The sequence below is a fragment of the Phaeovulum molybdatiresistens genome (assembly GCF_023544865.1).
Classification (GTDB): domain Bacteria; phylum Pseudomonadota; class Alphaproteobacteria; order Rhodobacterales; family Rhodobacteraceae; genus Pontitalea.
On the sequence record NZ_JAMJFX010000047.1, the window covers coordinates 1 to 11354 of the forward strand.

The following is an 11354-nucleotide window of genomic DNA, read 5'->3' on the forward strand; positions in this document are numbered from 1 at the left end:
GGGCAGCCTGGAAAAGTGCCCGCGCCGGGTGGCAGCGGGACTTTGGAATGGAAAGGCATGATGACTCCTCAACGGACGATGTCCGCCTGGCTGACCTGGATCTGGAAGGAAGGTGCCCCGGGAAAAGGCGTCAGCAGGTGACCGCCTCTGCCCGGGGCAGGGTGCGCGTCAGCAGCGAACCGGAAAAGATCCGGAACCTGACCAGAGGAATGATCGTCAACATGCCTTTGAAAGTAGGCCCTCGGCTGGCTGAAAACAAGCTTGCCCGCCAGAAACCGGGAATAGAGGCAGACTGTCGCCTTTCTGGCACAGCATGGTGACCTTTCGAGGCGCTGCCGGGCCAGTGGCCGTTGTCAAACCCGGCGTCGCTCGAGAAGTCGGCTGTCCCATAACCGAAGTCCAGAGAATAGCGGGTGAGCGCGTCGGATCCTATCGCATGGGTGATCCGTTGCGAATACCAGAGCACGGAAAATCGCCATGCGTGCGCAGCTCGAAGGCGCGATGGCGAAACGCCGGCTGCGGGACTCGAATGCGCCTCTGGAGAACATCAACGCGCTGGTCGCCCCGGAGGGGCCGCAGCTGCTTGCCCGCGCGCGGGAACTGGCGGCGACCGCCTTGCGCAGCTTGCTGACACGCGGACCTTGTCGCTGTGATCGGACATGAAAACACCCCCGCCGTCGTGACGGCGAGGGTGCGGAAGGGGCGCGTGCCTGCGCTCTTCCTCAAGCTGGGTCAGGTCGCGCTGTCGTCGTCTGCAGCGTCGTCGCCGGCTTCATCGCCCGAGTCATCGGACGAGCCGTCCTCGGCGCCGGCGTCACCCGAATCCTCGCCCGAATCCTCGCCGGTCTCGCCATCTTCTCCGGCGTCGCTTTCGTCACCGCTGCCAGTGTCCTCCCCGGCATCGTCGTCTGCACCGGCGTCGTCGCTGCCGTCGCCGGCATCCGTGCCGTCGCCATCCTCTGCGGAGTCACCGTCATCGGCACCGTCACCGGAATCCCCGGTTTCGCCAGTGTCCCCGGTCTCGCCGGTTTCACCGTCATCCTCGCCGGTTGTTTCATCCGTCTCGTTCTCGTCCTCATCGGCACCATCCTCGCCGCCGTCGTCGGGCATGCTGGCGACCTGATGGCCGACCGCATAGCCGCGCGCGCTTTCGCCGGCGTCTTTCAACTGCCCGGGCGCGAAGTCGCGCGCGGCTCCGGCCTGGTGCCCGGGGGCGAAGTCGGATTTGCCTTGCGCCAGCGCGGCGGTGCCGCTCAGCGATGCGATTGCCAGACCCGTGACCAGTGCAGAGGTGGTGAGCAGTTTGCTTTTCATGGTTGTTTCCTGATCGTTGTTTCGAGAAACGCAGGGGCCACAGGCACCCTGACGCCCTTCAACGAGCATGCAATCGGATCGGTTTCCACAGCTTATGAGTGTGGCGTGTGTCTTGCGCAAAACCACGCCGAAACAGATGGTTGGATGAGCATCTTCAAGCTTGTTTCCGGCGGAAAAAATGGCAGGCCCGCACGTTTGGCGATAGTCAGCCGATCGCAGGCGTCAATCGGCAGGAGCGTGCCGGACCGGCACGGGCAAGCCAACGTGATGGAACCATTCCTTGGAGGTCCGGGCCTCATCGCGGACCTGCGGGGAGCCATTCGATTCCTTGTCGGTGGTGCCTTGCGCGCGTCTATCCCGCGGCAGGCGGGTGCCTGCCACGTCCAACTGCATGGAGCGAAGCGTGATCGCGGGATCGACATGCCTTGTCCACGTCACGCCGCCGCGGCACCGGGATCGGCGCGTTGGGACGCTGGAACTGGTGCCGGCATGAAACTGAAACTCGACATCGATCCGGATATCGGCGGGCTGATGCGGCCCCGATCGCCGCGGGCGCGCGTGCTGTCTCGGGCGCGATCCGCGGGGCGGGGGAGGAACTGATCCAATGAAAGACCTCGCTCGTAATTCTCCAAAATGCCGCAAACGCGGTGTTTTCCTCGTTTTAACTTTAACCTGGAGAGAACAGTGAGAAAGCAACTTGCGGTGGGCGCAGCGATTCTGGCGCTCTCAACGACTTCGGTATTCGCCAGCGACTGGTCAGGTTTCTACGCCGGTGCCGGGATCGGCAATCTCGAGGTGGATACCAGCGTCGTTGGTGTCAAAGAAAACGACACAGCTTATGGCATTCACGCCGGATACAGGTTTGACGCGGGTCGATGGGTTCTCGGCGGCGAATTTGAGCATGACTGGACGGATGTTGAGCTTGTCCCCGGGGCTGTCACCGCGGATCGGGTGATGCGCTTGAAGGCGACCGCTGGCTACGATTTCGGCCAGACGTTGGTGTATCTCGCCGCAGGCGCGGCGAAAGTGAATGTTGACGGTCTTGGCGATGACTGGGGCAGTTTCTATGGTGTTGGCGCGGCCTACGCCGTCAGTCCTCGGACCATCGTTAGCCTGGAACTGCTCGAGCATAATTTCTCCGATATCGGAGGATCCGGAATTGATGCCGACGCATGGAGCGCCGGCCTGAGAGCATCCTGGAAATTCTAAGCCTCGGTTCCTCGGTTGACCTTGGCTCGTGGCTTTTAATAAGCCACGAGCCCATTTTACGGATCGCGGATTGGTAGCCAGCTTGACTTCATCTTGGATGAAGCCTGCCAAGTGTCATCCGCGACAGACGGTCATCGGCGCACGCTTGCGGTCGTTCGGCAGGATCAGGTGCTTTACCATCGAGCCTCAGTTCGGGGCATGCGCTGCCAGATCAGACAGGAAGGCTTCGATCCGCCGGGCGTTGGCGCCGCGGTCGATCTGTCCAAGGCGCGAACGCGAACGCATGTCGATCACTGCGCCGGTGTTGGTCCCGGTGACGCGGATCGCCACCTCATCCTCAAACCCGAAAAGGCGGCTGCGCGCGATCGCCTCAATCTGCCCCTCGGCGGGATCGGCGGACAGCATTTTCCAGCCGCGCGTTTCAACAAGCGCACGGCTGGCGGCGAAAGCCTCATCAGGGCCAATCGGCAATTCCAGCGGGCGCACCGCAGGATAGGCCGCGCGCTGCAGAACAGCATTTTCGGCAGGGTAGTCCGTCGGCGTGGCGGTGAACCAGAAGACCGGCGGGTCTGTGATGTCGGTCGCGATATCGTTGATCGGCGGTGTCGTCCGCGCCGCCCAGTCAAAGGCAATCCCGGCACCCGAAACGGGCAGCGACACCATCAGCCCCAGAAGCAGCAGCGCGTGCCCGCCACGGCGGCGGATGGCCCAAGAAACCAGACCGGCCAGGGCGACCAGAACACCGGCCATGGCGGCCCCTGCGCCCCATCCCGCGACCTGATAGGCCCGCGGCCAGGGCCAGTCGCCCGCGCGGAAGCCCCAGACCGAGGCCGCCAGAAGCCCGAACGAGGCAAGGCCCAGAAGGATGGCAAGCGCGCCAAACGCGCGGGTCAGGGTGTCACGCATGGGTGGTCTCCGGCTGTGGGTTGGAATTGAGACGTGGGTGGGTCTTCACCTCGGCCGACTTGGATTTGCCCCCGACCAGGACTGTGAGGTCGTGGCCACGAACTGGCTATCCATTCCATCATAAACGCTCATCTGAGGTATTCGACAGGAAAACGGCCACCGCTCCTACAGGGCGGTGGCCGTTTTGTGCGGATCTCTCCATGCGGCCGTGAAGCCTACTTCTGCCGGGCCTTGCGACTGGCGTAGCGTCGGTCGCGTTCGGCTTTTCGTGCGGCCTCGTCCTTGACGACCCGGGCGATCAGGCCCTCCACCCTCTCGCGGCGTTCCCTTTCAGCCAAGGCCGTCGCATCGACTGCCGCCTGACGTTCTGCAGCCTCGGCATCAAGACGTCTCTGCTCTTGCTCACGCTCTTCGCGCTTCAACCTATCCCGCTCTGCGTGGCGCTCGTCTCTGGCAGCGGCAATCGCGCGGCGTTCTTCCAATCGTGCCAGCCGGGCCGGATCGCCCGCGGCCATTGTGGCCCGGTAGGATTGAAGTAGTGCGGCCTTGGCCTCGGCTGCTGCGCCGCGACGGTCGGAAAGATCATTGGTTTTGGTATATATCAAATCTGTATCCTGTAGGGTTTCACTTGACCTGAACTTCAGGCCTTCTTGCTTCGTTTCGTTGCCGAGGCAGTGGTGGTCGCCCCCGCACGATCTTCAAGTTCCTTCGCCAGACGGGCTTTCCGCAGCCCCAAGGTCTTTTCCTTGCGCGCATCGGCGATGGCATCGAGTTCATCGAGCGCACGCGCGCGCGTCAGGAACTTCGACTGTGCCTGCGCAAATGCGATCTCTGCCTGCTGGCGCGGCCTGCTGTATGTTTGTGTCATCGCGGTTGAACCCCGTATGTCTATCTTGCTGAGCAGCAAGAAAAAAGGCCAGGCAGGATTGCCCGACCTCGATCAGAACAATGCGCTGCGCGATGCCGACTCGTCCCCGCACGGGGGAGAGCGGGCGTCAGATCAAGCTGCCTGAAGGTTGCAGGCCGCCATCTTCCCCGACTTGGCGTCACGCTCGATGTCGTAACCGATTTTCTGGCCTTCGACGATTTCGCGCATTCCGGACCGTTCGACGGCAGAGATGTGAACGAATGCGTCCGGGCCACCGTTGTCAGGCTGGATGAAACCGAAGCCTTTGGTGGCATTGAACCATTTTACTGTGCCAGTGGTCATGATGAACCCTTTCCAAGCGTATTGATTGCCCGCTGCCCGAAAGCGACGCGGATGTGACGTGGCGATTTTTTGAAAGGGAGATCTGTTCACGGCGCTGTGCCAATAGCGCAACAATCAAAGCCCGGCCAGCAAATATCGGCCCCACCTTAATAGCCACATTTCCTTCAATTGTCAATCTTTAACGCCCTGATCCGGTCTGAATGGCTTGAAACAACCTGCGTCAGGCAAAGGAACGGACGAAGCTACCCGTGGCAAACACCACTCCATTCTCAGGTCTATCTCCCGGCGAATTGAAGCCTGAAAACCGGAAAGATCATGGTCTGAATGGGGCGTGCCGAACCCCAGTTGCGCCACCGCCGTCATGTGGTGGCGCACCACAAGGCGTCTGCCGCCAACATCATGATTTCAAAAGGAACTCTTGGTTTCTCGTGTCACGCGATTTCAAATGAATAGAGGGAACGACGAAACCTGCCCAAGGATCAACTTTCGGCCGGAATCTTTCGTAACGGTTTAATCTGCGGCGCGGTGCGTCTGGTCATGTTGCGCTCGTTTTTCGGGATATCATTCGGATCTCGGCAGATCCGGCAAGCGCAGGACCGCGTTGATCAGGCTGTTCTTGCGCGCGAGGTCCGATGCGAATTGTGCCAGAAGGGCTTCTGCATCGATCCGGATCCAATAGGGCGGCACATGAAAGGCCAGGTCGGCAAACGTCGTGGGAAACAGCACGGCAAGGTATCCTGGCAGGAACACAAGATAGGGGCGACCCGCCGGCGCGACGTCGTCCAGGGCCAGGATCGCCGTGCGAAGCTCTGGCGTCAGCAGGTGCGTGGTTCCAGGATCGCTGGTGCGCAGGCTGTAGACCGCATCGAACGCCGCATCACCGGTCGACGCGGCGATCAGATCGGCCGCCTTGTGTTGCGACACGAGAATGCGCGGTGGTGCGTCCTTCGGGGTCAGCACCAGCATCGCCCCGTCGACCGCGCCCGACGCCACCTCGACGACCGAGCACGACAGGACGTGATCGCTTCGGTCGCGCTTGCCCGGCGCATAGGCGATCGACATCTCGGACAGCGACAGGGATCGCCCGCCCCGCTGGCCCTTGATCCGGTCCGAGGTTCTGGCGGACTGAAGATCGGGAAACAGGTGCCAACCGCGCAGATGTGCAAGGTCCGTCTCGGGCTCTACGACGTGATCGAAGCCTGACAGATGCGCCGATGTCACCGTGGCAAAGCGGGTTTTCACCATCGCCTGATACTGGCCCGAGCGATTGCCCATGGCGATGAACCAGCCGACCACGGCCGCGATAAGCCCGAAGATCACGGCGGCGGTCATGCCCTGCCCACCCGCAAGCAGGGCAAGGAAAGCCCCGCCCCCCGCTAGCGGCACCAGCAGGCGGGCGCGACTGTCCACCGTCGCCAGCGTCTGCAGCCTGACCCCTTCGAGCGCGTCCAGATGGGGCGTGATCTGGGCGGCAAGGGCTGCGCGCTCCGCCTCGGGGAGCGCGACGAGGACACCGCGTGGCGCATTTCCGGTGGCCTTCAGCGCCTGATCCGCCTTGCCGCCGATGCGCGCCCAAAGCGACGTGAATGAAAACTCGGAATAACCGGCCATATCATTTCCTTTGTCGATGCGGGATCAAACGCGCCCGGACGAAGATGTATCAAATCTGCACGGCGCGGATCATTCGCCATGCCGCGCCAGATCGGGAACGTCGACGCCATCGCAAATCTGCGGCATTGCCTGCTGAATGATCAGCGCGGGTCCCAACAGTGCCGGGGCAGCATCGGCGATGAAGTAATGCGCATCGGCCGCCTCGGCCATGGCTGACAACGCTGCAGAGATTTCCTCGGGCAGCGGATCGCGGGTTGAAAACTGGTCCGCAAATTCCTGAGCCTGGCGCGCATAGGTGGCAATTCCGCTGGTGGGGCTTCGGCCCGCCTGGCCAAGGGCGGTATCCTCCAGCCCCTTGTCGGTCGCTTTCAACAAGCCGACGATCACCTTGCAGGTCGCGCGATCCGCAGCCGAGGCGGCGCCGGCCCCCAGGGCAAGCACAAGGGTGACGCACAGGGGGATGAGGCGGCTTTTGCGGGTGGTGAAAGCCGGATGCGTGGTCATTGTCCCACCCCCCGCATCCAGACCGTGCGCCGGGCAAGGACCGGGTTTCCCTGAACTGTCGCGGTCATTTCCATGATGCCATAAAGGTTTGACCAGTCGATCGCCATCATCCGGTAGGTGAAATCCATCCGCACACCATCGACCACGGCGGTTGAGGTTCCCACAAGGCGCGGCAACTTCATCTGGTCGCAGCCCATCATCAGCCCGACATCGTCGGGGCTCAGCACGGGGGCAGGCACATAGGGGTCCGATCTCTCGACCACCCAACGGGGTTCATCGGCCAGCCGCAACACCAGCGGCGCCTGCGCCTGGGGGTGGGTCGCCTCCAGGATATCCCCGCGCAGGGCGACGGTAAGGGTCTCTACCTCGCCATCGCCGGGAAAGGGCAGAACCATCGTGCCCATCCGCGCATAGCCCGACTGATGCTCGATCCGCCACGCGCCGACAAATGCCTCGACCACCTCGGACCAATCAGAGCCGCCGGTCTTTCCGCAAAAGGGCGATGGATCGGCGCGGGCAGGGCCGGTGACGGCCAACCCAGCGATGCAGGCCAGTGAAAACAGATGCTTCATGCGCGGACCTTTCACGGTGTTATGACCTATCGCTCGACAAAGAAGCGGGTGTCGAAACGCCCCTCGATCATGCGGCAGTTGCCTGGATCGCCGCCTCCTTCGTAATCTTCCGCAAAGCACAGCTCGGCGACAAAAGTGCCAATGGCGCGGCCTTCTTCGTCATCGGCGTTGAGCGTGGCGAATGCCACGGTGGGCGCGGAGGGCGCGTCCTCGGATGTCCAGCGGCCACCCTTTCCCGGGGCGTAGCTGATGGTCATGCCCATGGGCGCCGTTTCCGGTCCGGGCTGTTCTGTCATGAAGTCCACCTCGACGCTCAGTCGCGCGGTGTCGGGGCTGTAACCTGCGATGCTCAGGGCCGCGTTCACGCCAGTCAGAAACATGAACGCCGTTGCCTGGGCCTGATCCCCGTCGCGGGCAAGGACCGTGGGCTGCGTGATGGTCGCGGCATCGAAACTGGCCTCAATCATACCGATCTCTTCGGTTTCGAAGGCCAGGCTCGGTGTCGCCGACATAAGAAGTGCAAGAATAGCCGCGGAAAATTTCATCAAGAACCTATCCTCCTGAACGGTGCCGGGTGGATTCTCGCGCAAGGCAAAAGCCGGGAAGGGCGTCCCTTGCCCAATGGCACATCCTCACGACACCCTTCAGGCTAGGGAAACTTCAGCCGCGTGACTACAAGTTTCTGTCATCGGGCGGCAACATCCGGGGCGGCCGGATCCAGCCCTGCGCGATCCCGGGGGCATTGCCGAGGCGGACACCGAATTGCGTTTCGTGCAAGTTGCCGCGCCATGTGCCGCTTCAGCGGTCGAGACTTTCGATCACGCCGGAAAAGCTGATTTCCAGGTCCTGCGCGGCGGACAGGTCGATGGTGCGGCCACGATCATCCGAAGCGCCGACCTGCGCCGACACAGTGCCCGACAGCGACAGCAAACCGCCGTCCTCGCTGGCCGAGAGCAGCTCAAGCGTGGCACCCGTATCGGTATTGCCATAGCGATTGGGACTGTCGACCAGGCCGAAAAGTCGGATTTCCACAGCGCCGATCGTCTCGCCCGTCCTCTCGAAACTCAGCGCGATCTGGCCCTGATACGCGTCGCCCTCGCAGCGGTTGGTCATGAGGCTGACCCCAAGGGTGTTGCCGAAGCTGCTGTAATCTGACTGCATGGGCCAGATCTGGCAGGTCACCGGGGTGCCGTTCAGGGTTCCCGTGACGGCGCCGCCCGGTTCTTGTGCCAAAGCGGGCACGGCAAGGATGGCCAAGGCGAAGGCAGAAATCCATTTCATGATCGGTCGCTCCTTCTGAAGGATGACGGATGGCGCCGCCCACGAGGCAAGCACCCAGAGAAGCGCCCGTCGCTTTGGGGCACAATCACATCGCGCCATTCAGGCTATGAGAATTTCAGCCGCGTGGCCACAGGTAATCTCTACCGTGGCCTGCTGCCGGTCGCGCGGGCACCGGAAGCGGACACGTGGGTGGAAAATTGTTGCTTCGCAGTGCAGTCAGTTAGGCCACTCTGCCTCGGGGGCGTTCATTCGAACGCAGTGCAGCGGCTGGCCGCTTTTCGTCCCCGTCAGACCGGTGCGTCATCTGGCTATAGTCCGGTCCCAGTCCCATTGCGGGCTTGCCTCTCATTTGCTGGGCCAGTCACCATGCCGGGCGGCATGATCCTTGATGCGTTCGGCGGAACCGATCCTTCTGTCGAACACTGAGATCCTGCTGGCCCCGTTCTGGCGGCAATCATGTTCAACGCCTGTGCGGGCGACCGGCGTAACCCTGCGGCGGGAACTGCGGTCAGACAAGACTGCCGAACAGAACGGTTGACATCGCATCGTCCCTTTCTGACCATACGACCATACATGTCGCTGTCAGGCCGGCGGCGGAACAGGAGGGGGGGCGATCATGCAAAACCAGGGACTGCGCCGCGGAGCGTTGCAGGCCGCACTCGCCGCTCTTGCCGCTGCATCCGTTCTTGCCCTGCCGACGCAGGCACAGGACACGGACCCGACCGGAAGCTGCGCCTATCAGCCCAGCATCGGGGATCTTGTTGGCGTCTACAATGCCACGGTTGGACCTGGCGCGCTTACCTCGGGCGGCGCCACCATTCCCATGGCGACAATCGAGACATATCAGACTACGCTGGCCGTGATGGATGGCGGGCTGGTCATGATTACCGAGGGCTCGCCCACGATCTCCCTCGCCCTCGTAGGCGGGGAAGAGCCGGACTGGGTCGGACCGGACAATGTCGCGGGCACTCCGGTTGTCAGCACCGCTGATCTGGGCCTTGCCCTTGGGTGTGATGAAAATTCGTTGGTCCGGCTGATCGGCACCGGCATCGCCACATCGCAGGAAGGCCGACAGTTCGAATTCACGATCCGGCTGATCGCCGCCGTCAGTGGCTCGCTGGTGGGCGGCATGTCGTGGACGATCGACGGCATGACCATGCGACAGCGGCTTCTCTTCAGCGGAGGCTAGACCTTACCCGGAGCAGACAGACGATGCCAGCCGCTCCGGCACCGCGCCGCCGGTCTTCCCGTCGTTGGCAATCCGGAGCGGTGAGCACGCTCCTGTCCGAGCGACATCAGCCTGCAACGGAAACATGGGACGCAGCCTCCCGGACGATCCAACTGCCAGATGCCTTGCCGACCAGCATATCCGTTCAAGCGAGCATAAGGTGGCTTGATGGCTGGGACGCTCCCGCCCTTGGCAGACAGTCACGCGATCTCGCGACATTACGGTCTCAGTCCAATTGCGGGCTTGCCCTCGCATTTAGTGGCCAAGTCACAATGTCGGGCGGCATGATCCTTCTGTCGAACACTGAGATCCTGCTGGCCCTGTTCTGGCGGCAATCTTGTTCAACCTCGATGTGGGTGTCCTGCGACTTGCGCAGGCTGAAGATGTCATCCCGGAAAAGCGGCTTTAGCTAGGTCAAATCAGATTGCCATCGTGCGTCCGCCGATAAAGGGCCCATCGCGGGGCCCGCTTGGGATGGGTCTTGAAATTCGGCACTGACTGCCGCAAGATTTTATGCACAAGCCGGAGTCTGCTCCGGAGTCAGCTGCCAAGACGTTGATTTTAAATTGGAGTTTCTGGCCTCTCGCGCCCCTACCGCCGGAGCCAACTTCCTTCGGGAATCTTGAAGAAATCAAGAAAATCAGCTACTTGATGGCCATTTCGGTGCGTGTGCAAGCACACACGAGGCACACATGAGGCTTGTACTGCGCTACGTTGAGAAGACCAAAGCAGGCGGCTGGCAGTATCGCCGTCGCGTGCCGAAGGACCTCTCCGCTGTAATCCTGAAGCGTGAGTTCAAGGGGAAGCTGGGCGACACCGAGCGTGACGCCTTAGCGGCCTATCCCACGTTCCGTGCCAAGGTGGAGCGTGAGATCGCTGATGCGCGGCGTTCTGCGGAGACCAATGCAGCAGCGGAACGAGGTGACCTCTCCGACCCTCGGCTTCACCAACTCGCCTACCAGCGGGCGGTGCAGATGGGTATGCGTGACACCGACTGGGAGGGCCGGGATCATCTGGCTCAAGGGATCGTCAACCAATACCCCCGAGATGAGGAAACGGGCTACCCGCTCAAGCCGTCGAAGCTGGACGCCTTCACCATCAGCATCCTGAACAGCGCAGGTAAGTCCAAGCCCCCGCAAGCTACTCTTCGGGACGCGATGTCCTTCTACCTTGCGGAACGCGACAACACAGAAGCACCCGAAGAAAAGGAACGCTTCAAGCAGCAGGTGGAGCGCGTGGTAGGGCTGGTGGTTGAGGCGCTGGGCAGAGACCCCGTGCTGGTGAAGCAGACACGCGAAGACGCTCGCTCTGTGCGCGACTTCATGCTCCAGCGGCTGAAGACCAACGGCAAGTCCATCAGCCAGAGTTCTGTCGCCCGCGACCTGAACTCGCTGAACGCTGTGATAAACCACGCAGCGCAGGAGATGCCTCTACCGGCGACGGAGTTATGCGCAGAAGTTGGTGACGCTTGATCAGGCGGCGGCTTGAAGGTGACGGAGACCGTCGCGGAACTCAATCC

The 11354-nt window shown here is 62.3% G+C and carries 16 protein-coding genes; 5 read left to right on the plus strand and 11 right to left on the minus strand.

The window, feature by feature from the left end; all coding sequences use genetic code 11:
* Nucleotides 1–130: 130 nt before the first annotated feature.
* On the minus strand, nucleotides 131–466 hold the full coding sequence (locus MXB90_RS17905) for a hypothetical protein (RefSeq protein ID WP_462982321.1): 336 nt from the start codon (nucleotides 464–466) through the stop codon (nucleotides 131–133).
* A gap of 11 nt (nucleotides 467–477) precedes the next feature.
* Here MXB90_RS17905 and MXB90_RS16910 point away from each other — a divergent pair, with 11 nt between their 5' ends.
* Complete coding sequence (locus MXB90_RS16910) at nucleotides 478–663, plus strand: hypothetical protein (protein WP_250046594.1); 186 nt, start codon at nucleotides 478–480, stop codon at nucleotides 661–663.
* Between the two features lie 69 nt (nucleotides 664–732).
* Here the strand turns inward: MXB90_RS16910 and MXB90_RS16915 are convergent, their stop codons facing one another.
* Nucleotides 733–1314, minus strand: a complete 582-nt coding sequence (locus MXB90_RS16915) for a hypothetical protein (protein WP_250046595.1) — start codon at nucleotides 1312–1314, stop codon at nucleotides 733–735.
* Between the two features lie 144 nt (nucleotides 1315–1458).
* On the opposite strand from MXB90_RS16915, the gene MXB90_RS16920 reads away from it, so the two are divergent.
* The gene (locus MXB90_RS16920) at nucleotides 1459–1914 is read left to right on the plus strand and encodes a hypothetical protein (protein WP_250046596.1); all 456 of its coding nucleotides are present in this window, start codon (nucleotides 1459–1461) and stop codon (nucleotides 1912–1914) included.
* 84 nt (nucleotides 1915–1998) lie between these two features.
* Nucleotides 1999–2523, plus strand: coding sequence for an outer membrane beta-barrel protein (locus MXB90_RS16925; protein WP_250046597.1), 525 nt, complete (start codon nucleotides 1999–2001; stop codon nucleotides 2521–2523).
* 186 nt (nucleotides 2524–2709) lie between these two features.
* Here MXB90_RS16925 and MXB90_RS16930 read toward each other — a convergent pair whose 3' ends face one another.
* The 9 genes from MXB90_RS16930 to MXB90_RS16970 form a co-directional block, all read right to left on the minus strand.
* Entirely contained in the window at nucleotides 2710–3429 is a 720-nt protein-coding gene (locus MXB90_RS16930) for a DUF1499 domain-containing protein (RefSeq protein ID WP_250046598.1), read from the minus strand.
* 215 nt (nucleotides 3430–3644) lie between these two features.
* Nucleotides 3645–4034, minus strand: coding sequence for a DUF6481 family protein (locus MXB90_RS16935; RefSeq protein ID WP_250046599.1), 390 nt, complete (start codon nucleotides 4032–4034; stop codon nucleotides 3645–3647).
* Between the two features lie 35 nt (nucleotides 4035–4069).
* Nucleotides 4070–4336 carry a hypothetical protein gene (locus MXB90_RS16940; RefSeq protein ID WP_250046600.1) on the minus strand — a complete coding sequence of 89 codons (267 nt, stop codon included), beginning with the start codon at nucleotides 4334–4336 and terminating at the stop codon, nucleotides 4070–4072.
* Between the two features lie 93 nt (nucleotides 4337–4429).
* Nucleotides 4430–4639 carry a cold-shock protein gene (locus MXB90_RS16945; RefSeq protein ID WP_250046601.1) on the minus strand — a complete coding sequence of 70 codons (210 nt, stop codon included), beginning with the start codon at nucleotides 4637–4639 and terminating at the stop codon, nucleotides 4430–4432.
* Nucleotides 4640–5200: 561 nt separating this feature from the next.
* On the minus strand, nucleotides 5201–6250 hold the full coding sequence (locus MXB90_RS16950) for a hypothetical protein (protein WP_250046602.1): 1050 nt from the start codon (nucleotides 6248–6250) through the stop codon (nucleotides 5201–5203).
* Nucleotides 6251–6319: 69 nt separating this feature from the next.
* Complete coding sequence (locus tag MXB90_RS16955; protein WP_250046603.1) at nucleotides 6320–6754, minus strand: hypothetical protein; 435 nt, start codon at nucleotides 6752–6754, stop codon at nucleotides 6320–6322.
* Complete coding sequence (locus MXB90_RS16960) at nucleotides 6751–7326, minus strand: hypothetical protein (RefSeq protein WP_250046604.1); 576 nt, start codon at nucleotides 7324–7326, stop codon at nucleotides 6751–6753. Before MXB90_RS16960 ends, MXB90_RS16955 begins: the two co-directional genes overlap by 4 nt.
* Before the next feature lie 26 nt (nucleotides 7327–7352).
* Nucleotides 7353–7871 carry a hypothetical protein gene (locus tag MXB90_RS16965; protein WP_250046605.1) on the minus strand — a complete coding sequence of 173 codons (519 nt, stop codon included), beginning with the start codon at nucleotides 7869–7871 and terminating at the stop codon, nucleotides 7353–7355.
* Between the two features lie 253 nt (nucleotides 7872–8124).
* A complete protein-coding gene (locus MXB90_RS16970; RefSeq protein ID WP_250046606.1) occupies nucleotides 8125–8607 on the minus strand; it encodes a hypothetical protein in 483 nt (160 codons plus the stop codon).
* Nucleotides 8608–9223: 616 nt separating this feature from the next.
* Between MXB90_RS16970 and MXB90_RS16975 the strand changes: the two genes are divergently transcribed.
* Nucleotides 9224–9796, plus strand: a complete 573-nt coding sequence (locus tag MXB90_RS16975; RefSeq protein WP_250046607.1) for a hypothetical protein — start codon at nucleotides 9224–9226, stop codon at nucleotides 9794–9796.
* A 731-nt stretch (nucleotides 9797–10527) separates the two neighbouring features.
* Entirely contained in the window at nucleotides 10528–11307 is a 780-nt protein-coding gene (locus MXB90_RS16980; protein ID WP_250046608.1) for a hypothetical protein, read from the plus strand.
* Nucleotides 11308–11354: the final 47 nt, after the last annotated feature.